This is a genomic window from Ottowia sp., from assembly GCF_035444425.1.
Taxonomy (GTDB): Bacteria; Pseudomonadota; Gammaproteobacteria; order Burkholderiales; family Burkholderiaceae_C; genus Ottowia.
On the sequence record NZ_DAOMOQ010000011.1, the window covers coordinates 32361 to 52985 of the forward strand.

A 20625-nucleotide genomic window follows, 5' to 3' on the forward strand; every position below is an offset into this window, starting at 1 on the left:
TGGAGGTCTGCATAGGGTGATTCGGGCGGAAGGATCAACGGGCCGGACGCCGGGCGCCGGGCGGCGGCGCGGCCCCCGGCGGGAGCGCCGGCCGGGCACCGGGCGCGGCCGGCGCCGCGGCGGCGGCGGGCGGGGTGCCGGCGTCGGGCGAGAGCAGCGTGTTCTCGAGCAGCAGGGTGCGGCGCTCGCCGTCGCGGACGAAGCTGACCTGGCGGTCGTCGATGCCGTCGAGGCGCCAGCCGCCGATGGCTTCGCCCCGGTGCACGGTGCGGGTCTCGCCGTCGACGCTGGCGATGACGCCGGCCAGGCCGCGGCCGCTGATGACGCCGAGCAGCCTGGTCTTGTCGAGCTGGTCGGGCGGCGGCGGCGGCGCGGCGGCCGGCGGCGCGCTGGCGGCGGGCGCCGGCGGCGGCGGCGGCCGCCGGGTCGGCGTGAACAGGGGTCGGCCGACGGCCTCGGCGGCGGGCGTGGGCGGGCGCCGCTGCATGGCGCCGGCGAAGGCCGACAGGTCGGGCGGCATGGCGGCGGGCGGCGCCCACTGGTGGCGGCGCAGGCCCTGGCGGTCGGGCAGCAGCCACAGCAGCAGCAAGGCCAGCAGCAGGCCGGCCATGCCGGCCAGCAGCAGGCGCGTCAGGCCGGGGCGGCTCATGAGCGCCTCCGCAGCACGCTGACCGACAGCGCGGCGCTGAGCGGCGGCACCTCGCCGGCGCGCCGGAGGGTGTTGACCTGCAGATTGAGGCTGGTCACGAGCATGGCGGGCTGGCTGCTTTCGATGGCGGCCAGGGCGTTGTGCAGGGCCTGCGGATCGGCCTCGATGCTGAGGGTAATGGGGATGCGGTCGAATTCGGGCAGGTCATCGCGCGCCGGCAGCACCTGGCTGCTGAGCACCTGGCAGCCGGCCTGGGTGAGCAGGTTGCGCAGTTGCTGCAGGGCGCCGTTGCCGACCTGGGAGGCGTCCTGTTCGGGCCCGTGGGTGTAGGCACCGACGAGCGCGGCCTGGCGCCGGGCGGCGGCGGCGAGCTGCTCCTGGCTCTGCAGCAGGCCGAGCAGGCGGGCATGGCGCGGCTCGAGCTGCTCCAGGCGCTCGCGCGCCTGGCGGTGCTTGTCATAGACGTAGGCGCCGCCGGCGAGCAGCAGCAGGCCCAGCAGCGCAGCGACGAGGGCGACGAGGAGCAGCCCGGGTCGCTGGAGGGACCGGGCGCTCATGATGGTCTGGGCTCCTCGGGCGCGAGGGCGCCGAACTGGCGCGCATCGAGCTCGAAGCCGATGGAGAAACTCTCCTGGCCGCTGCCGGGCTGGCGGGTGGCGGGGGCGGTGGCCTTGACGTCGTGCACGCCGGGGATGCCCTCGAGGGTGCGCATCAGGTCGGCGGCGTTGTCGGCCTGGCCGGTGATGACGACGCGCAGGCCGTTGAGGACCAGCGAGGTGAGCCAGGCGTGGTCGGGGATGGAGGCGCTGAGCACTTCGATGACGCGCGAGGGCGAGGCCTGGGCGCCGGCGAACTGGCGCACGGTGGCGAGTCGCTCGGCCTGGGCGCCGAGCTGCTCGCGCTGCGCCAGCACCGGCGCGGCGCGGGCGTTGAGGCTTTCATAGGCGCTGCCGGCGGCCAGGGCGCGCGCGCGCAGCTGCAGCGTGGGGCTCAGCGCCAGCGCCAGCAGCAGGACGGCGGCCAGGGCCAGCAGGCCGGTGTGCAGCGCGCGGGCACGGGCGGCGGCACGCTCGCGCAGGGCTTCGCCGTGGCCGCGCAGCACGATCGGCTCGGCCAGGCCATCGACGGCCCAGATCTCGGGTGCCGGCCCGGCGGCGCCGGCGGTTTCGGCGGCCAGCCAGGGCTCGATCTGCTGGCGCGAGGTGAGCACGGCCTCGACCTGGGTGGTGGCGCCCTCGCCTGGGCGGACGCGGTAGGCCCACTGCAGCTGGTCGGTGGCGAACGGGCTGGCGGAGACGATGTCGAGCTCGACGGCCGCGGCCAGTTCGTCGGGCGGCAGCGCCGGCAGCACGGTGGCGCGGCGCAGGTAGCGCTCGGCCGGCAGCTCGATGGCAGCGAACGGCGCCGCCGGCAGCGGCCCGGCGGCAGCCGCCGGGGCCGGGCTGGCGCTGCTGCCGCGCACGAGCCAGAGCTGGCGGCGGCCGTCGGCGCGGCGCAGCAGCACGTGCTGGACCGGGTTGAGCCAGGCCAGCGCGCGCGAGTGCAGCAGCGCATCGACGCCCTGGCGCCAGTGCAGCCGCAGGCGCCGGAACTCGACGTCGAGCGGGCGGCCTGCGGTGGAGGGGTTGGAGGACGACATGAACGAGGAGAGCAAGCTGCGGACCGTCAGGGCGCAATGATGCCGCGTTCCGCATGCAGGGTGCGCCAGGGAATGCCGGCCACGCCCTGCCGCATCAGGACGGTGCGGACAAAGGTCGCTATTTTGCCTGTATCGAGCGGGACCTCGGCCTGGATGCGGAAACGGTCGGCCGAGCCGCCGCCGGCGAGGCGCGGATCGAGGGTGCTGAGGTCGATGCCCGGCTGGCCGCTGTCGCGGGCGGCGGCGATCTGCGCCGCCCGCCCGGCGTCGCCGTCGGCCAGCACGGCGAGCACGTCGGGCAGGGCCGCCAGCGGTGCGACGGTGTCGCCGCCCCTGGCATCGGCGCTGACCAGGAGGCGCAGGCGCTGGTACAGCGGGTAGTCGACGCCGGGCACCAGCAGCAGGTCCTCGACGGCTTCGAAGCGCCAGGGCTCGCCACCGCCGGGTCGGCCGCCACGCCACTCGACCAGTCGCTGCGCCAGCTCGTCGGCGGCGCCAGGCGGCAAGCCGCCAGCCACCCGCAGCAGCTGCGACAGCAGCGGAGGCGGGGCGGCGTTGAGGTCGATCAGGCCGGACAAGGGCTGGACGGTGACGGCGATGCTGTGGCCGGCGAAGTCGATGCTGCTGCGCAGCAGCTGCTCGGGCAGCTGCTGCGAGAGCTGCAGCTGCTGCAGGGCGAGCTGGATGGCGCCGTCGGCCAACGCCTGGGCCACCACGGCATCGCGTTCGCCGCTCACCAGCCGGGCCTGCTGGCGCACTGTGTAGCCCAGGCTGGCCACCAGCACACCGAAGGCGGCCAGCACCCACAGCACGGCAATCAGCGCCATGCCGCGCGGGCGACGGCGCGCCGGACGGCGCACCAATGCCGGGATACGCTCGCTCATCGGCCGCCCGCCATCACGAAGCCGCTGGCAGTCGGGTCGGACGCCGGCAGCGCCGCCAGGCGCACCACCAGCACCGGCCAGGCGGTGGCAGCAGTGGCCAGCTGCAGTTCGATCGCACCGGGCAGGTTCCATTCGGCGTTGCCCGTCCTGGCTGGCCACGCATCGTTCCACTGGCCGCTGCGGTCGTCCAGGTAGCGCAGGCCCAGGCCGTCGGCCTGCGGCACGACCACCTGGGCCTGCGCCTGCGACCAGTCGGGGAAGGACTGCAGGTCGGACCAGGGCAGGTAGCGCAGCACCAGCGCGCTGGCGCCGCCGGCGGGTTCGATGGCCAGGCGCAGGAAGTGGCGGCCGCCGATGCCGTAGCCGCCCGGCAGCACGCCGACCCAGGCCAGCTCGGTCGGGCCGGCGGCAAACAGCGGCTGGGTGCCGGCGCCGGCGCCCCCGACGGCGGCCGGCCGGACCGAGGCACGGCGCAGCACATCGCGCAGGAAATACTGCGCCACGCGCAATTCGTCGGCCTGCTGGAGCCGCTGATCGACCCGGGTTTCGGTCTGGCCGGCGGAGCGCAGAGCGCCGGTCAGCAGCAGCATCAGCACCGCCAGCAGGCTGAGCGCGATCAGGACCTCGACCAGCGTGAAGCCGGCCTGCGAGCGGCGCTGCGGCGACGACGTCATGGGAGGCGGCCTCCGGGCTCGGGCTTGCGCTCCGGCCGCAGGGTGAGCAATTCCAGCGCACGCTCGCGCGCGCCCTCGACCCAGTGCACCGTCAGGCGCAACTCGTGCAAGCGCACCGCCTGCGGATTGGCGTTGGCGGGCGTGGCGATCGGCTGCGACTGGGCCTGCCAGCCATAGCCGGCCGATTCGCCGGCGGCGCTGACGCCGCCGGGCGGCAGGCTGTCGTAGGCGTCGAGCAGCGACTGGCTGAGCAGCGTGGCGCCCTCGTAGCGAGTGAGCGCGCCGGTCTGGCTGGCAGAGCCGCCGAGTGCGCGATACAGCACGCCCAGCGACAGCGCCATGATGCTGAAGGCGACCAGCACCTCGAGCAGCGAGAATCCGCGTGCGCGTGGCTTCATCGCTTGACCGGCTCCTGCTCGACGCGGCCAGAGAACCAGTCGACGCGCAGGCGCACGCCGCTGCCCGAAGGCCGCAGCACGTCGACGCTGCCGCCGCTGGCGCCACCGCGCGGCAGGAAGCGGATGCCCATCCGGCCGTCGGCCGAGGTCTCCTGGTCGGCCATCACGGCACGTATCTCCAGCCCCTCGGGCATGCGGTGCGGCGGCTGGCCCTCGACCCCGTAGCTGCGCTGGCTCAGGTCGACGACGAAGCGCGCATCGGCGCCCGAGCTTTGCGCCAGGTGACGGGCCGAGCGCATGTCGGTGCTGATGTTGCGCACGGTCTCGCGGTAGCGCGCGGCCATCTGCAGGCGCTCGAAGGCGATCGGCGTCAGGCCCAGCAGCAAGGCCAGCACGGCGAACACCACCAGCAACTCCACCAGGGTGAAGCCGCGGGCGGGGCGCAGCGGCAAGGCAGACATCGGGGATTCACGGCGCGCGCAAGCGGCCGCGGCGTTCACTGGCGGTTGCGCTGGTCGGCGTTCTCGCCGTCGCCACCGGGCGCGTTGTCACCGCCGAGCGAGAGGATCTCGATGCCGCCGTTGGGACCGGGGTTGGCATAGCGATAGGGGTTGCCCCAGGGATCGTTGGGCAGGCCGCCCTTGAGGTAGGGACCGTTCCAGCCGCTGACCGAGCCGGGCTGGGTGACCAGCGCCTGCAGGCCCTCGGCGGTGCTGGGGTAGCGGCCGGTGTCGAGGCGGAAGATCTCCAGCGCCTTGTCGATCTCGGAGATCTGAGTGGCAGCGGTCTTGGACTTGGCGCTGCCGAACTGCTTCATCACGTTGGGCCCGACCAGGCCGATCAGCAGCGCCAGGATGGCCATCACGACCAGCAGTTCGATCAGGGTGAAGCCCCGTGCGCGGCGGCGCTGCGCACGCTGCGGGAGCAGATGGGATAGTCGGATGGCGGACAGGATCATGGTTGGAATCTTCTAGACGGCGAGTTCGTTGACGGACAGGATACCCATCAGGATGGAGACGATGATGGCAGCCACCAGCACCCCCAGCACCAGGATGAGAATGGGTTCGAGCAGGGTCAGGGCACGCTTGATGCCGGTTTCGACGTCGCGGCTCAGCAGGTTGGCCAACTCGAGCATCATGGGACCGATGCGGCCGGTTTCCTCCCCCACTCGGATCAGGTTGATGGCCAAAGGTTCAAAGCTGCGGGTGGCGGTCATGGCCGCGACCATGCGGCCGCCACCCTTGACCATGGGCGCCATTTTCGCCAACCGGTCGCGCAGGTTGGCGTTGCCGACGGTGTCGGTGGCGATCTGCAGCGCGGTGAGCAGCGGCACGCCGTTGCCCAGCAGGGTGCCGAGCGAGCGCGAGAACAGGGTCAGGTCGTACTTGTAGAGCAAGGTGCCGATGATCGGCATGCGCAGCGCCAGGTTCTGCCACCACTGGCGCCCCGCCGCGGTGCGCAGCCAGCGCCGGGCCAGCAGCAGCAGCAGCGCGAAGCCGATGGCGATGCCCCAGCCGTACTGCCGGAACGCGTCGCCCAGCCCCATGACGATGCGCGTGGGCAGCGGCAGGCCGTCGCCCAGGTCGGAGAACAGGGTCTTGAACTGCGGCACCACGAAGCCGAGCATGACCACCAGCGACAGCACCGCCACGGCCAGCAGGATGGTTGGGTAGATGGTGGCCGAGACCACGCTTTCGCGCAACGCGCGCAGCCGCTCCAGGTGCTCGACCAGGCGCTCGAGCACCAGCGACATCTGGCCGCTGACCTCGCCCGAGCGCACCATGTTGATGTAGAAGTCGCCGAACAGCTCGCGATGGCCGGACAGCGCGCGGCTGAAGGGCGCGCCGCCCTTGACGTCTTCCAGAATGCCTTCCAGCAGCGTCCTGACGCTGGGCTTGTGGGCCATCTCGATCAGCACGCGCAGGGCATTGTCGAGCGCCAGGCCGGCGCGCAGCATGATCGACAGTTCGCTGGTGAAAGCCAGCACGTCGGCGCGGTTGACCGGTCCGCGGTCGACGCGGCGCCGCGCCCTGCCGGGCGCGCCCGCCGCGCCGGCCTGCTCCGCCGCCGCCGTCGATTCGACGCGGATCGGGGTCAGGCCACGTTCGCGCAGCTGGCGCAGCACGGCATCGGCGGCGGCGGCTTCGGTCCGGCCCTCGACCAGATGCCCATCGGCCTGGGCGGCGCGCCAGGCGAATTCAGGCATCGCTCTGGTCCTGCGTCACGCGCAGCAGCTCGTCGAGGCTGGTGACGCCGGCCGCCACCTTGCGCAGCCCGTCCTCGTACAGCGTGTGCATGCCGGCCTTGATCGCCAGCTGCTGCAGCGCGCTGGCGTCGTGACCCTGCAGGATGGCGCTGCGCAGGGCCTCATCGACCACCAGCAGCTCGTGGATGCCGGTGCGGCCCTGGTAGCCGGTACCGCGGCAGTGCTGGCAGCCGCGCGCCTCGTGGATCGGCTTGCCGGGCGCGACGAAGCGGCCCAGGCCCGAGCTCTGCAGCAGTTCGGGGGTCGGCTGGACCGGCGCCTTGCAGTGCTGGCACAGGCGCCGCACCAGGCGCTGCGACAGCACGCCGTTGACGGTGGAGGTGATCAGGTAGCCCTCCACCCCCATGTCCTGCATGCGCACCACGGCGCTGGCGGCGGTGTTGGTGTGCAGGGTGGACAGCACCAGGTGGCCGGTCAGCGACGATTGCACCGCGATCTGCGCCGTCTCGCCGTCGCGCATCTCGCCGATCATGATGATGTCGGGGTCCTGGCGCAGGATCGAGCGCAGCGCGTTGGCGAAGGTCAGGTTGATCTGGGTGTGGACCTGGATCTGGTTGATGCCCTCGAGCTGGTACTCGACCGGATCCTCGACGGTGATGATCTTCTGCGTGCTCGAGTCGAGCTTGGCCAGCGCGGCGTACAGCGTGGTGGTCTTGCCGGAGCCGGTGGGGCCGGTGACCAGCAGGATGCCGTGCGGGCGGGCGATGAGCTGGTTGAAGCGCGCCAGGGTGTCCTGTTCGAAGCCCATGTCCTCCAGGCTGAAGCGCACGCTGGCGCGGTCGAGCACGCGCATGACCACGCTCTCGCCGTGCACGGTGGGCACGGTGGAGACGCGCAGGTCGAGCTCGCGGCCCTTGACCCGGGTCTTGATGCGACCGTCCTGCGGCAGCCGGCGCTCGGCAATGTCCAGGTGCGCCAGCAGCTTGACGCGCGAGGATACGGCGGCGCCCAGGCGCGTGGGGACTACCTCCTCCGGGTGCAACACGCCATCGACGCGGTAGCGCACGTGCAGGCCGTCGTCGAAGGGTTCCAGGTGGATGTCGGAGGCGCGCATCTCGATCACGCGGCCGATCAGCGAATTGACCAGGCGGATGACCGGCGCCTCGCTGGCCAGGTCGCGCAGGTGCTCGACGAAATCGCCCGCCTCGCCCTCGATGTCGATACCCTCGCCGCCCTGCTCGATCTCCGGCTGCTCGTCGAGCAGGCGCGTCAGGGCTTTGTCGATGTCGCTGGGCACGCCGACGCCGGGTCGCACGGCAAGCCCGGTGGTCAGGCCCAGTGCCTTGAGCACGAAGGCGTCCTGCGGCGCCGCCATCACCACGTCCAGACGCCCGTCCTCTGCCCCCAGGGGGAGCACGTGATGGGCTTTCAGGAACTCGGGCAGCAGGCCTTCGGGCTCGGGCAGGAGGTCGGGGAAGGCCTCGGCAGCGACGAACGGCAGGCCCAGGTGCTCTGCCAGCGCGCGCGCTGCATCGGTCTCGGACACCAGGCCGAGACTGACCAGCACGCGATCGAGCGAGCCGCCGATCTCGCGCTGCGCCGCCATGGCACGCTCGAGGTCGCGCGAGCCGAGCTTGCCGGCGCGAACCAGGATGTCACCGAAGTGCTGCCAGGGATCCGCGCCGTCGGATGGGTGGTCCGGCGTGGGTTCCGTCAACGGCGAAGCGTCAGACATGAGGCGATGGGATTGCAGGGAGAAGCCATGGATCAGGGCCGGCGACAGATTGCCATGCCGGCGCGAGGCGAGTAGGCAATGCTAGCATCCTCGCCCCTTTCACCAGTGGCAGCCCGGCAGGCCGGTCAGCCTTGGGGCGTGGACTGCAGCGCCGGCCCCGCGGACTGCGGGGAATTCAGCCGAACGGGCCGGCCTGTACGCGTCGGGTGAAGCGTTCGCGCAGGTCGGACAAGGGCTTCTCGAAGGAGTGGAACACCAGCGCCGAAACGGCGAACACCGTGAGCACCCAGAGCGCCACGATGACCCAGGACCAGGCGGCGAAGTCCAGCCCGGCCTGCCTCATGCCCCAGTTGAAGACCCAGACCAGCGGAAAGTGGCTCAGGTAAACCGAGTAGGAATAGTCGCCGACCCTGGCCGCCAGCCAGAGGGCCCAGCGCGCCCTGACCTGCAGGCTGGTCAGCCACGGCAGCAGCAGCACCACGCCGATGGCGGGCATGGCGATGAGCAGCGTGTCGTTCAGCCAGCCACCGGCCAGCCAGCGCCAGTCGTGCAGCATGAAGGAGAACATGGCGACCACCGCACCCAGGGTGAGCAGGGCTCCCAGCACAGCCTTGGTACCGGCGCGCCGCGCCCACCATTGAGGCTGCCACTTGCTGAGGATTGCCGCCAACACGCCCCACCCGGTCGCATCGAGGTGCATAACGGTGACGCGCCGGATGTGTGCGTCCCATTCGAAGAACCCCGCCGCAGGGGCCACCGTGAAGCGCAAGACCGTCGGCACGGCGATCAGCAGCAAGGCGACGATGAAGAACGCGCGCTGCCCCCAGGAGCCGATGAGCAGCCCGGCGATGCCCAGCAGCAGCGGCATGACGAAGTAAAACCACTCGTCGAGCGCCAGCGACCAGGCCTCGGCGAAGAACAGCGGCTGATCTTCGGCCCAGGCCAGGTTCTGCGAGAACACCACGAACTTGAAGCTGAAACGCCCCTCCGCGATGCCCCAGGCGACCAGCAGCACGTTGACCAGCAGGAACAGGTAGTAGTTCGGCAGAGTGCGAAACCATCGCCGCAGCCAGAAGTCCCTGGCACGCCCCCACCAGGTGCTGCGGGTTTCGAAGCTGCGAATCATCATCGAGCCGATCAGGAAACCGCTCAGGATGAACAGCCACTCGATGGAGAAGACGGCAGAGGCACTCCAGGCGGTTTTCCAGCCCTCCCATCGCGCGGCCCCATTGGCCAGGAAAAACCCGATGAAGGCATGGTTGATCAGCACGATGCTGATGGCCACGGAGCGCAGCAAATCCAGTCCGAAATTGCGCTTGAGGGCAGGTTTGTTCTTCGCCACGGCGCCAGTGTCAGGGTCGGTGAAGCGCGCGATAGTCTCTGTAGGCACTGGAGCGCCACAGGCGCGCCAGGCTTCGCAGATGCCAGCCCAGATGCGACAGCAGGCGGTGGCTGGCGCGCTCGGCACGGTGCTCGACCACGGCGGCATCCGCCCGCAGCAGCTGCCAGCCCCGCAGCTGCAGCCGCAAGCACAGATCCACGTCCTCGCAATACATGTGGTAGCGCTCGTCGAACCCCTGCACCTCGGCGTAGGCCTGCCTTCTGAGCAGCAGGAACGCGGCATTGACCCAGTCCGGCCGGGCGCCGTCGGCGACCTCGTGCCGACGTCCGCCGACATGGCGACGCAGGAGCCGGCGCAGCGTCGGGAGCAGCCGCTCGCTGTCCTGCTGCCGGCCATGGCGGTCGATCTGGCGCGGGTACACGCAGCCCGCTGCGGGTCGGGAGCGGAACACCTCGACCATCGGGATGAAGGGATTGCCCAGCAACCGGATGTCCGGATTGATGACGGCAAACGCGTCGCTGCCCCCGAGCACACGGTCCCGGGCAAAGGCGCGGTTGTGGTTGGTGCCGAAACCGACCGGCACATCGTTGACCACCAGCTCGAGCGCGAACGGCCAGTCGCGCGCCCGCACTGCCGAGGCCAGCGCGGGCGCGGGCAGGTTGAGCGTCAGGATGACACGGCGCGGGCGCAAGCCGCCGAGCGCCGCCATCTGCGCCAGCAGCGCCGCCACTTCGTCAGCGTGACCGTGACTCACGAGCGAGGCAGTGATCTGCACACTTGTTCCGGGAAACAGGAGGCCAGGATCAGGCCAGCAGCTCGGCCTGTGCCAGGCAAGAACCCAGGCGGTCCTTTTCGGACAGCAGTGGCGACTCGATGCCGTGGGCGACCAGCGGCCAGTCGATGCCGATGGCGGGATCGTTCCAGACGATGCAGCGCTCATGCTCGAGCGCGTAGTATTCGGTGGTCTTGTAGAGGACGTCTGCGGTATCGCTCAGGACCAAGAAACCGTGGGCCATGCCAGCCGGCACCCAGAGTTGCCGGTGGTTGTCGGTGCTCAGCTCGACGCCAACCCAGCGACCGAAGGTGGAGGAGCCCCGGCGGATGTCCACCGCGACATCGAAGACCGCGCCGTTGACGACCCGCACCAACTTGCCCTGCGGCTGCTTCAACTGGTAATGCAGGCCGCGCAGCACGCCTTTGCGGCTGCGGCTGTGGTTGTCCTGGACGAAATCGATGTCGCTGCCGGTCGCGGCGGCAAATCCCCGGCGGTTGTAGCTTTCCATGAAGAAACCGCGGTCGTCGCCGAATACGCGCGGCTCGAGGATCAGCACTCCGGCGATGGCGGTGGGCGTCACATGCATGATGGCTCGAGTCTATAGTGCTTGCATGCCGCAATCGCGGCACCGTTGCGCGCTGCTCAATTCTGGTTCGGCGTGAACTCGGCGATCCAGCGCGCCACCGTTTCCGGCAGGTAGCCGCGGTGGAAATGCCGGCGCCACGGATAGGCGCTGGCGCCGGAGCCATCCCGGAGCTTGATGTCGTGCGTGCTGCCGACGATGCGGGTCGGCACGCCGACCACCACCGTGTCGGCCGGCACCTGGCGCGCCACCGAGCTGTGGGCACCGACCAGCGCCCCCTGCCCGATCGTGATGCCCGGCAGGACGACGGACATGGTCGCGATGGCGACGTAGTCCTCGACCACTACGCCCATGCGCACTTCGCTGGGGGGATGCGGATCGTTGGTGAGGACCACGTAGGGAAAGATCCAGACGTAGTTGCCGATGACCGAGCCTTGGCCGATGTGCACGTTGCTGTGCAGCCGCACGTAGTCGCCGAACTGGCAATGGCCCTGGATGTCGCTCAGCGTGCCGATCTGCAACCCCGGTCCGGCCTGCGTCCGCTCGCGCACGCTGACCCGGTGGCCGGTGACCAGGTGGTCGCCGAAGCTCGAGCCCTCGTAGAACACGCTGTGCGAGCGGATCAGCGACTGCCGGCCGATGCGCAGCGTGCCGCCCTGCTCGGGATCATGGGCCGGATGCCCGAGTTCGCAGTGCGATCCGACGATGACGCCCTCGGCCAGTTGCACGCGGTCGTGCACCACGGTGAACGGCCCGATCACCACGTCGGCGCCGAGGCGCGCGCGCGGGTGGACGATGGCGGTGGGATGGATCGCGGGCGCCCCCCCATCGCGCTCGTTGCGCTGGCGGGCGCAATCGGCCACCCAGGGGCTGGGATCAGCCAGCAGCCTGGCCAGAACCGGCGCCGGCGTGGACCGGTGCAGCGCCACCGCGGCGCGCACCACCTCGTCCTCGGCCTGCGCCAGCCGCGCAAGGGCTTCGGGTGGCGTGGCCGGATCGCGCGCCTGCCGCAGCTGGTCGGCCTGCGCGCCATCCGATCCTGACGCTGTGGCTGTGGTGTGTGTCGCCATGTGGGTCTCCTGCTTTCGATCACGAACATTCAATCCGCCGCCGACAGGCGGCAGGCGGCCCGCAGGGCATGCAGCTGCACGCCGCTGACGCCATCGACCGGGTCGATGCGCAGCACCGGCTCGAACCCTTGGGTGCGCTCGAACAAGAAATGCCGCTCCACGGCCTGGTCGGTCGTCGTCACATGCTTGAGCTGCGAGTCGATCTCGGTAAACCCGGCACTGCCCCGGGGCTGGACGAACACCTGCACCCCGGATGCCGCGGATGGGCGCAGCCGAACCTGCACTTCCAGGATCAGGCAGCGATCGAACGCCTGGCGGTCACTGCTGGTGAACACCACCTGCGGATCCACGCCCGCCGCATACTCGGGGCCACCGGCGACCGGTTCCAGCTGGTGCCAATCGAGCTGGCCACGGACCGGCGCCTGCGGCCAGTCGAGCAGCCATTGGCGGGGTGGCTCGTGCTCGACGATCGGCAGGTAGCGCACGAAGGACGCCCCGAGCTGGCGCGCATGGCGGTAGGCGGGCGTCCAGTCGGCCATCGTCGAGGACCCCGGGCACTGGATCGGCGCCCCGGTTCCGAGCTGGCGGCTGAAGCAGCGGATATCGGCGGCGCGCGCCTGGCCGGTGTCGCGGTAATAGCTGGTCACGTCGAACAGCTCGCGCGTGAAGCCCAACAGCAGGCCGGCGACGGCGACGCCGAGCAGCCAGGGGCCGCGGCTGCCCGGCGCCGACCGGGACGGGCGGGAAAACCGGTGCCAGAGCCAGGGCAGGCCCGCCACCAGCCACGGCAGCAGCAAGGTCACCCAGAAGAAATGGAAACGCTGATAGGCATGCAGGAAAACGGCCACCATGCCCTGGACCTCGGGATCGCGGTAGCCGGCGCGGCCCAGCGACACCAGCGACAGGTAGGTGGTGACGATCAGGAACAGCGGCAGGTACACCGCCGTCATCCGCTCGGTGGCCAGGTCGCGACGCCGCCAGCAGCCGAACGCGAGCACCACGGCGATTGCCAGCAGCAGGGTGCCGAGCGCGAATGCGAAGGCCATTTCGACGCCGACCGCCTCGTAGCCACGACCGAAGCTGCGCCCCACCTTGCCGATCAGGTAGATCCAGAAATCAGATTCATGCGGCCAAGCCAGGGGAATGCGGCGCGAACCATCGGTGTCCGGCGCCACCCGGGTCGCGTAGAACTGCAATGCAGCCGTCAGCAGGCCGCCCATCAGCAGGCCGGTACCGCCCTGCCGCAGCCGCGGGCGCAATGGCGGATCCAGCGAAGCTCGCGCTGCCATCAGCAGCAGGCCGACGCCGGCAGCCAGGCCTGCAAACGCTCCCGAGATGTACGAGAGCCCGGCCAGCAGGGCGAGCACGAAGCTCAGCGTGCCGGCGATCAGCCCGCGCCAGCGGCCCAGCAGGATGATGTGCAGGGCGGTGAGCAGGAACACCAGCGGCAGCGCCTGGTGATAGGCCAGGTTCTGCGCGCCCCAGTAGGTGTGCGTCTGCAGCATCGGCAGGGTGAACGCGAACGCCACGCTGCGCACCGACGGGTCGCTCACCGCCCAGCTCAGCAGCCGCCATTGAAGCCACAGCAAGGAGCCCAGCACCACGAGCATGGAAAGCAGCTGATAGGCGATGGTATTGCCGTCGAGCCAGCGCTGGGCCAGCGCATCGAGCGCCAGCCCGAGCGGCGCCATGGTGTTGTTCTCGGCCCGGAACAGCCGGCGCCACTCCAGCGATTCGATGTTGCCGCGCGCGTACGCGGTCCAGTCGTCGTAGAAGGGCAGATCGGTGCCGAAGCGCAACCAGGCCAGCGCGTTGGCTGCCAGCATCAGCACGGGCAGCGCCAGGACCAGGCGTTGCCAGCTCGCGTGTCCCGGCGGCCGGCTCAAGGCTTGCCCCTTTGGCGACCGGACATGAAGATCCAGCGCTGCGCGAGAAACATCAGCGGGACGCAGATCGCGATCGCCACCAGCGCCGCCAGTGCCGGTGGCCCGTGCAGGAGCGACACCCAGGCTTCCACGATCGCCAGGCCCAGGCCCAGCTGGATCAGGTGGCTGGCCGTCACGTAGATGCCCGACAGCCGCCGCCCCGGCGCCTTGAACACGGCGAAGCGCAACAGCACGAAGGATCCGGCAATGCCGGCCAGGAAAGACACCACATAGGAAACCCGGTAACCGGCGGCCGGCAGCAAGGCGAGATAGAGCAGATAGCTCAGCAAGGTGTTGAGCGCCCCGGCGATCAGGTAGCGCGGCAGAACCGACTGCGGGCTCACGCCGAGGGCTCCCTGGCCGGCTGATGGGCGCTCCGCACGTGACGCATGAACTCCTCGTAGTCGCGGATGTAGTCCTGCGGATCGTAGGGATCGGAGGCCAGCACCATCAGCACTGCGTCCTCGGAATAGCCGTACTGAATGCCCCAGGTCATGGGCGGCAGGTAGAGACCAAGGTGCGGGCGGTCGAGCCAGAACTCCTCGCGCTGCGCGCCGTCGTCGGCCACCACGCGCAGCTGGCCCTTCACCGCCAACAGGAACTGCCCGCACTGGCGGTGCGCGTGCTCGCCGCGGATCTGCTGGTTGGGCACGGCGTAGACCCAGAAGCAGCGCTGCGGCACGAAGGGCAGGCCCTGCCCGACTTCGGTGGCGCACAGGAAGCCGCGCATGTCCTGCACCTCGCGCAGCGTGTGCAGTTGTACGCCGCGCACGCGGCTGGCCTGCACGCCCGGCTCAAGCGCAGCCGCGGCACGCTGCTGCGGCAGGGGCGCAGGGGCATCGACGTAGCCGACGATGACCGCCGGGTGGCCCTGCACCACCGCATTGGGCGGCACGTCGCGCGTGACCACCGCGCCGGGCTCGACCCGGGCCCGTGCGCCGACACGCACGCCGGCGCCCACCAGCGCGCCCTCGCCCACCTGCACGCCCGCCTCGATGACCGCGCCCGCAGCCACGCAGGCCAGCGCGCCGACCCGCACGTCGCTGCCCAGCAGCTGGCCCTGCACCACTGCCGAGGGATGGATCCGCACCTCAGCCATCACCCCGCGCTCCCCGATCGGCGAAACGCTGCACCGACAGCATCAGCGCCTGCGGGCGCTGCTTGGTGTTCTCGTAGGCGCGCCAGGCGTAGGAGCCGACGATCCCCAGGCTGAGCAGGTTGAGCGCACCGAAGAACAGGATCGCCACCATGGTCATGGCGTAGCCGGGCACGGCGATCCAGCCCATCAGCCGGCCCAGCACGGCCAGCAGGCCGACCACGCTGGCCGCCAGCACGCCGACGCTGCCGGCCAGCAGCAGGGCGCGGATCGGCAGGTCGGTGAAGGCGAACACGCTGTCGGCCAGGTAGGACAGCTTCTTGCGCCAGGTCCAGGCCGATTCGCCGTGCTGGCGTGCGCGCCGCGCGTAGGGCAGCTCGGCACGCCGGAAGCCGAGCCAGAAGATCTGGGCGATCAGCGAGCTGCGGCGCTCCTCCAGCGCCAGCAGCGCATCGCGGAAGGCCTGGTTGCAGGCGAACACGTCGACCCCGCCGGGCGGCATCTCGGGCACCACCCAGCGCCGGTAGGCGGCCCAGAACAGGTTGGCCTGCCAGCGCTGCAGCGCCGGGTCCTCGCGCGCCGTGCGCACGCCGACCACGACGTCGACCGGGTGCGACTGCAGCATCTCGAACATCTGCGCGGCCAGTTCGGGGGGCTCCTGCAGATCTGCCGCCATGACGGCAAAGAAGCGCCCGGTGGCCTGCGCCAGCCCGGTGCGCACGGCGGCAAACGAGCCGAAGTTGCGCGACAGCAGCACCAGCGTGGCGGCAAACGGCTGCACCGGCAGTCGCTCGCGCAGGACCTCGAAACAGCGATCGGGGCTGCCATCGACCACGAACACCACTTCCAGCCGGTCATCGAGCTGCCGGTTCAGGCCGTGCAGCGCAGCCAGCAGGTCGGGCAGCGAGGCCTCGTTGCGGTAGACCGGGATGACGAGGCTGAGGTCCCTCATGCACCGCCCTCGTGGAAGCCGCGCACGGCGTCGATCACGCGTTGGACCTGTTCATCTCGCAGGCCGGGAAAGCAGGGCAGCGTCAGCACCTCGGCGCAGGCGGCCTCGCTCGCCGGCAAGGCGGGTGGCTCAGCTTCAGCGACCAGCAGCGGCTGCAGGTGATCGGCGATCGGGTAGTGGATGTCGGTGGCCACGCCGGCGGCCGCGAGGTGTGCCCGCAGGGCGGCGCGGCGCGCCGTGCGCACGACATAGAGGTGCATGACGTGGTCTTCGCCGGTCGAAGCCGGCAGGCGCAGCGGCAGATCGGCGAAGGCCCGCTGGTAGCGCACGGCAATGGCCCGGCGCTCGGCATTGGCGGCATCGAGACGCGGCAGCTTGGCGCCCAGCACCGCCGCCTGCAGCTCGTCAAGCCGGCTGTTGCAGCCGTCCGGCAGCACCACCTCGTACTTGGCACGCCAGCCGTACTGGCGCAGGCTGCGCAGGCGCTCGGCCAGCGCCGCATCGTCGGTCACCAGGGCGCCGCCATCGCCCAGGGCGCCGAGATTCTTGGTCGGGTAGAAGCTGAAGCAGCCGATCTCACCCCAGGCGCCGGCGCAGCGGCCATCGCGCCGGGCACCGTGCGCCTGCGCGCAATCCTCGATCAACGCCACGCCCGCCTGCTGGCACAGCGCCGCGATGGCCGCCATGTCGGCCAGCTGGCCATACAAATGGGTGACGATGACCGCGCCCACCGCCTGCGTGGCCAGCACCTGCCGCAGCGCGGCGGGCGACAGCGTCAGCGTGGCCTCGTCCACGTCCACGTACAGCGGCGTGGCACCGACCGCCCGGACCGCCGTCGAACCGTAGAAGCCGGCATTGGCCACCGTCACCACGCGCTGGCCGGGCCCGACGCCCAGCGCCCGCAAGGCCAGCTCCAGCGCATCGGTGCCGTTGGCCACGCCCACCGCATGCGCCACGCCGACGTAGGCTGCAAACGCACGCTCGAAGGCCTGCACCTGCGGGCCGAGGATGTAGCGCTGGCTGTCCAGCACCTCGTGCAGCACCTGGCCCAGGTCGAGCCCGAACGCGGCCGCCTCGGCCGAGAACAGCGGGACGTTGGCAAGGGGCGGTGGCGCCATCACATGCGGCCCCGCCGCGGCGCCTGCTGGATCAGCAGCCGCATCAGGTAATCCCCATAGCCGCTCTTGGCCAGCGGCTGCGCCAGCTGTTCCAGCTGCGCGCTGTCGATGAAGCCCTTGCGCCAGGCCACTTCCTCCGGGCAGGCGATCTTCAGCCCCTGCCTGCGCTCCAGCGTGGCGATGAACTGGCCGGCGTCCAGCAGGCTGTCGTGGGTGCCGGTGTCGAGCCAAGCGTAGCCGCGCTGCATGATCTGCACGTTGAGCTGGCCTTGCTGCAGGTAGGCGTCGTTGACCGCGGTGATCTCCAGCTCGCCGCGGGCGCTGGGCTTGACCGCCTTGGCGATCTCGACCACCTGGCGGTCGTAGAAGTACAGGCCGGTGACGGCGTAGCTGCTCTTGGGGTTGGTCGGCTTCTCCTCGATGCTGACGGCCTTGCCGGCCTGGTCGAAGGCGACCACGCCGTAGCGCTCGGGATCCTGCACGTGGTAGGCGAACACGGTGGCGCCTTGGCTGCGGGCGTCGGCATTGGACAGCAGCACTTCGAAGTCGTGGCCGTAGAAGATGTTGTCGCCCAGCACCAGGGCGCTGGGGGCGCCATTGATGAACCGCTCGCCGATGATGAAGGCCTGCGCCAGGCCGTCGGGGCTGGGCTGCACGGCGTAGCTCAGGCTGATGCCCCACTGGCTGCCGTCGCCCAGCAGCTGCTCGAAGCGCGGCGTGTCCTGCGGCGTGCTGATGACCAGGATGTCGCGGATGCCGGCCAGCATCAGGGTGGCCAGCGGGTAGTAGATCATGGGCTTGTCGTAGACCGGCAGCAGCTGCTTGCTCATGGCCAGCGTGGCCGGGTGCAGCCGGGTGCCGGAGCCGCCGGCGAGGATGAGGCCTTTGCGGGGGGTCATGGATCGGGTTGTCTGGGTCAGTTCTACAGGATTTCGGCCAGCATGCGCTCGACGCCCTGCGGCCAGGGTGGCAGGCGCAGGCCGAAGGTGGCCTGCAATCTGCGGGTGTCCAGGCGCGAATTGTGCGGCCGGCGCGCCGGCGTGGGGTAGTCGCTGCTGGGGATGGGGGCGATCTCGGTGGCCTTGATGCGGCCCGCGGGCAGCACCTGGCGGGCCTGGGCGATCACGTGGCTGGCATAGCCGAACCAGCTGGTCTCGCCCGCCGGCGCCAGGTGGTAGGTGCCGGCCTTGGCCGGCTGCGCACGCGTCTGCACGATGGCGTGCGCGGTGACGTCGGCGATCAGTTCGGCACCGGTGGGCGCGCCCCACTGGTCGTCAATGACCGTGAGGCGCTCGCGCTCTTGGCCTAAGCGCAGCATGGTGCGAGCGAAGTTGCCGCCGCGCGCGGCGTAGACCCAGCTGGTGCGCAGGATGAGATGCTTGCAGCCCGACTGGACGATGGCCTGCTCGCCTTCGAGCTTGGTGGCGCCGTAGACGCTCAAGGGGCCGGTGGCGTCGTCCTCCTGCCAGGGCGTGCTGCCGCTGCCGTCGAACACGTAGTCGGTGCTGTAGTGCACCAAGAGCGCGCCGCTGGCCGCGGCTTCGCGCGCCAGCCCGGCGGGGGCTTCGGCATTGATGCGACGGGCCAGCTCGGGCTCGCGCTCGGCCTGGTCGACGGCGGTGTAGGCGGCGGCGTTGACGATGAGCTGGGGTTGAAGCTGGCGCACGGTGGCGGTGAGGCCTTGCAGATCGGCCAGGTCGCCGCACAGGCCGTCCGCACCCTGGCGATCGAGCGCAACGAGCTCGCCCAGCGGCGCCAGGCTGCGCTGCAGCTCCCAGCCGAGCTGGCCGTTCTTGCCCAGCAGCAGGATCCTCACGCGCCCCGCTCCGCTGCGCCCGCGCCGTATTGCGCAGCGACCCAGTCGCGGTAGGCGCCGCTTTGCACGCTGGCGACCCAGTCGGGATGGGCCAGGTACCACTCGATGGTCTTGCGGATGCCGGTGTCGAAGGTCTCGGCCGGGCGCCAGCCGAGTTCGCGCTCGATCTTGCGCGCGTCGATGGCGTAGCGCCGGTCGTGGCCGGGACGGTCGGTGACGTGGGTGATCTGGCTGCGGTAGCTCTGGCCGTTGGCACAGGGCTGGAGTTCGTCGAGCAGCTCGCACAGGGTGTGGACGATCTCGAGGTTGGTCTTCTCGTTCCAGCCGCCGATGTTGTAGACCTCGCCCGGCCGGCCGGCTTCGAGCACGCGGCGGATGGCGCTGCAGTGGTCGCTGACGTAGAGCCAGTCGCGCACCTGCCGGCCGTCGCCGTAGATGGGCAAGGCTTTGCCGGCCAGGGCGTTGACGATCATTAGCGGGATCAGCTTCTCGGGGAAGTGATACGGGCCGTAATTGTTGGAGCAGTTGGTGGTGAGCACCGGCAGGCCGTGGGTATGGTGCCAGGCGCGCACCAGGTGGTCGCTGGCGGCCTTGCTGGCCGAATACGGGCTGTTGGGCTCGTAGACGTGCTCTTCGGTGAAGGCCGGGGCATCCGGGGCCAGGCTGCCATAGACCTCGTCGGTGGAGACGTGCAGGAAGCGGAAGGCGGTCTTCTCATCAGAAGGCAGCTGGCTCCAGTGGCCGCGCGCGGCTTCGAGCAGGCGGAAGGTGCCGACGATGTTGGTGGCGATGAAGTCCTCGGCGCCGTGGATGGAGCGGTCGACGTGGCTTTCGGCGGCGAAGTTGACGATGGCGCGCGGGCGGTGCTCGGCCAGCAGGCGCTCGATCAGCGCCCGGTCGCCGATGTCGCCCTGCACGAAAGTGTGGCGCGCATCGCCTTGCAGCGAGGCCAGGTTGGCCAGGTTGCCGGCGTAGGTGAGCTTGTCGAGGTTGACAACAGGCTCGGTACCCGCCGCCAGCCAGTCGAGCACGAAATTGCTGCCGATGAAGCCGGCTCCGCCGGTGATCAGAATCATCTTGGGTCGCCTCCGAGGCCGGATAAGGGCGGGAACAAAAGTCCCCCGGCCCGTTCGAACAAAGCTGTTGATTTTGCGACATCCGGGCACCCAGCCCGCGCGTCCGAGCGAAAATACCGGTTTGGGCACGTCTTCATGGCGCCGTCCCTGCATTCCAACGGAGCTTATCTTGGCCACCAAACCCCGCCCTTCCCGCACCACGGCCGCGCCCGCGTCCAAGCCGCAACCGTCCGCGCCAGCCGAGCATCCGGCGCCCGATCCGGCCGCCGCCAACAACATCTGGCTGGCCGGCCTGGGGGCGCTGGCCAAGGCACAGGCGGAAGGCAGCAAGGCCTTCGAGGCCCTGGTCAAGGAGGGCATTGCCGCGCAGCGCGCAGCCCAGGACATGGCGCAGCAGCGCATGGACGCCTTCACCGAGCGCATGGAGACGCTCAACCAGGGCGTGACGCGCGCGGCTGGCCGCTGGCCCGGACTGGAACACATCTTCGAGAGCCGTGTCGCACAGGCGCTCGGCGCACTGGGCATGCCAACGCCACAGGCCTGGGCCGATCTGATGGCCCGGGTGGAGCGGCTGGAGCAAGCGCTGGACGGGTCGGCCACGCCAAAGACCGAATCGAATACCGGCGCACCCGCTGCCCGGCGCACCCAGCGCAAACGCCCGGCACCGTGAACACCCCGCCGTCCCGG

At 70.6% G+C, this 20625-nt stretch carries 23 protein-coding genes; 1 reads left to right on the forward strand and 22 read right to left on the reverse strand.

The features are described 5' to 3' along the window. Positions 1-34: 34 nt before the first annotated feature. The 22 genes from PK606_RS06435 to rfbB all read right to left on the reverse strand — a co-directional run bounded on the left by PK606_RS06435 (position 35) and on the right by rfbB (position 19938). Positions 35-649, reverse strand: coding sequence for a hypothetical protein (locus PK606_RS06435; protein WP_324561887.1), 615 nt, complete (start codon positions 647-649; stop codon positions 35-37). Further along, positions 646-1206, reverse strand: coding sequence for a type II secretion system protein GspM (gspM, locus tag PK606_RS06440; RefSeq protein ID WP_324561889.1), 561 nt, complete (start codon positions 1204-1206; stop codon positions 646-648). Before gspM ends, PK606_RS06435 begins: the two co-directional genes overlap by 4 nt. Further along, positions 1203-2288 carry a PilN domain-containing protein gene (locus tag PK606_RS06445; RefSeq protein ID WP_324561892.1) on the reverse strand — a complete coding sequence of 362 codons (1086 nt, stop codon included), beginning with the start codon at positions 2286-2288 and terminating at the stop codon, positions 1203-1205. The genes gspM and PK606_RS06445 overlap by 4 nt, the downstream gene beginning before the upstream one ends. Before the next feature lie 26 nt (positions 2289-2314). Beyond that, positions 2315-3172, reverse strand: coding sequence for a type II secretion system protein GspK (locus PK606_RS06450; protein ID WP_324561894.1), 858 nt, complete (start codon positions 3170-3172; stop codon positions 2315-2317). Then, the gene (locus PK606_RS06455; protein ID WP_324561896.1) at positions 3169-3846 is read right to left on the reverse strand and encodes a prepilin-type N-terminal cleavage/methylation domain-containing protein; all 678 of its coding nucleotides are present in this window, start codon (positions 3844-3846) and stop codon (positions 3169-3171) included. The genes PK606_RS06450 and PK606_RS06455 overlap by 4 nt, the downstream gene beginning before the upstream one ends. After that, positions 3843-4244 (reverse strand): type IV pilus modification PilV family protein, encoded by a 402-nt coding sequence (locus tag PK606_RS06460; RefSeq protein ID WP_324561899.1) that lies wholly within the window; start codon positions 4242-4244, stop codon positions 3843-3845. The genes PK606_RS06455 and PK606_RS06460 overlap by 4 nt, the downstream gene beginning before the upstream one ends. Then, positions 4241-4696 (reverse strand): pilus assembly FimT family protein, encoded by a 456-nt coding sequence (locus tag PK606_RS06465; protein WP_324561901.1) that lies wholly within the window; start codon positions 4694-4696, stop codon positions 4241-4243. Before PK606_RS06465 ends, PK606_RS06460 begins: the two co-directional genes overlap by 4 nt. 44 nt (positions 4697-4740) lie before the next feature. Then, on the reverse strand, positions 4741-5202 hold the full coding sequence (gene gspG / locus PK606_RS06470; protein WP_324561905.1) for a type II secretion system major pseudopilin GspG: 462 nt from the start codon (positions 5200-5202) through the stop codon (positions 4741-4743). 12 nt (positions 5203-5214) lie between these two features. Then, a complete protein-coding gene (locus PK606_RS06475; protein ID WP_324561907.1) occupies positions 5215-6450 on the reverse strand; it encodes a type II secretion system F family protein in 1236 nt (411 codons plus the stop codon). Beyond that, positions 6443-8185 carry a type II secretion system ATPase GspE gene (gspE, locus tag PK606_RS06480; protein WP_324561908.1) on the reverse strand — a complete coding sequence of 581 codons (1743 nt, stop codon included), beginning with the start codon at positions 8183-8185 and terminating at the stop codon, positions 6443-6445. Before gspE ends, PK606_RS06475 begins: the two co-directional genes overlap by 8 nt. 175 nt (positions 8186-8360) lie before the next feature. Further along, positions 8361-9527: an acyltransferase family protein gene (locus PK606_RS06485; RefSeq protein ID WP_324561910.1), complete on the reverse strand. Its 1167-nt coding sequence runs from the start codon at positions 9525-9527 to the stop codon at positions 8361-8363. 10 nt (positions 9528-9537) lie between these two features. Then, positions 9538-10281, reverse strand: a complete 744-nt coding sequence (locus PK606_RS06490; RefSeq protein ID WP_324561912.1) for a glycosyltransferase family protein — start codon at positions 10279-10281, stop codon at positions 9538-9540. A 49-nt stretch (positions 10282-10330) separates the two neighbouring features. After that, positions 10331-10888 (reverse strand): dTDP-4-dehydrorhamnose 3,5-epimerase, encoded by a 558-nt coding sequence (gene rfbC, locus PK606_RS06495; protein WP_324561915.1) that lies wholly within the window; start codon positions 10886-10888, stop codon positions 10331-10333. 56 nt (positions 10889-10944) lie between these two features. Further along, on the reverse strand, positions 10945-11955 hold the full coding sequence (locus tag PK606_RS06500) for an N-acetyltransferase (protein WP_324561917.1): 1011 nt from the start codon (positions 11953-11955) through the stop codon (positions 10945-10947). A 29-nt stretch (positions 11956-11984) separates the two neighbouring features. Continuing rightward, positions 11985-13841: a hypothetical protein gene (locus tag PK606_RS06505; RefSeq protein ID WP_324561920.1), complete on the reverse strand. Its 1857-nt coding sequence runs from the start codon at positions 13839-13841 to the stop codon at positions 11985-11987. Further along, on the reverse strand, positions 13838-14224 hold the full coding sequence (locus PK606_RS06510) for a GtrA family protein (protein ID WP_324561923.1): 387 nt from the start codon (positions 14222-14224) through the stop codon (positions 13838-13840). The genes PK606_RS06505 and PK606_RS06510 overlap by 4 nt, the downstream gene beginning before the upstream one ends. Next, the gene (locus PK606_RS06515; RefSeq protein ID WP_324561926.1) at positions 14221-14979 is read right to left on the reverse strand and encodes a WxcM-like domain-containing protein; all 759 of its coding nucleotides are present in this window, start codon (positions 14977-14979) and stop codon (positions 14221-14223) included. Before PK606_RS06515 ends, PK606_RS06510 begins: the two co-directional genes overlap by 4 nt. Next, positions 14972-15928: a glycosyltransferase family 2 protein gene (locus PK606_RS06520; RefSeq protein WP_324561928.1), complete on the reverse strand. Its 957-nt coding sequence runs from the start codon at positions 15926-15928 to the stop codon at positions 14972-14974. Before PK606_RS06520 ends, PK606_RS06515 begins: the two co-directional genes overlap by 8 nt. Continuing rightward, the gene (locus tag PK606_RS06525) at positions 15925-17046 is read right to left on the reverse strand and encodes a DegT/DnrJ/EryC1/StrS family aminotransferase (RefSeq protein WP_324561930.1); all 1122 of its coding nucleotides are present in this window, start codon (positions 17044-17046) and stop codon (positions 15925-15927) included. The genes PK606_RS06520 and PK606_RS06525 overlap by 4 nt, the downstream gene beginning before the upstream one ends. Then, entirely contained in the window at positions 17046-17945 is a 900-nt protein-coding gene (rfbA, locus tag PK606_RS06530; RefSeq protein ID WP_324561933.1) for a glucose-1-phosphate thymidylyltransferase RfbA, read from the reverse strand. The genes PK606_RS06525 and rfbA overlap by 1 nt, the downstream gene beginning before the upstream one ends. A gap of 23 nt (positions 17946-17968) precedes the next feature. Further along, positions 17969-18862, reverse strand: coding sequence for a dTDP-4-dehydrorhamnose reductase (rfbD, locus tag PK606_RS06535; protein WP_324561936.1), 894 nt, complete (start codon positions 18860-18862; stop codon positions 17969-17971). Next, positions 18859-19938, reverse strand: coding sequence for a dTDP-glucose 4,6-dehydratase (gene rfbB / locus PK606_RS06540; RefSeq protein WP_324561938.1), 1080 nt, complete (start codon positions 19936-19938; stop codon positions 18859-18861). The genes rfbD and rfbB overlap by 4 nt, the downstream gene beginning before the upstream one ends. A 169-nt stretch (positions 19939-20107) precedes the next feature. Between rfbB and PK606_RS06545 the strand changes: the two genes are divergently transcribed. Next, positions 20108-20608, forward strand: coding sequence for a phasin family protein (locus PK606_RS06545; protein ID WP_324561940.1), 501 nt, complete (start codon positions 20108-20110; stop codon positions 20606-20608). The last annotated feature ends 17 nt before the right edge of the window (positions 20609-20625 follow it).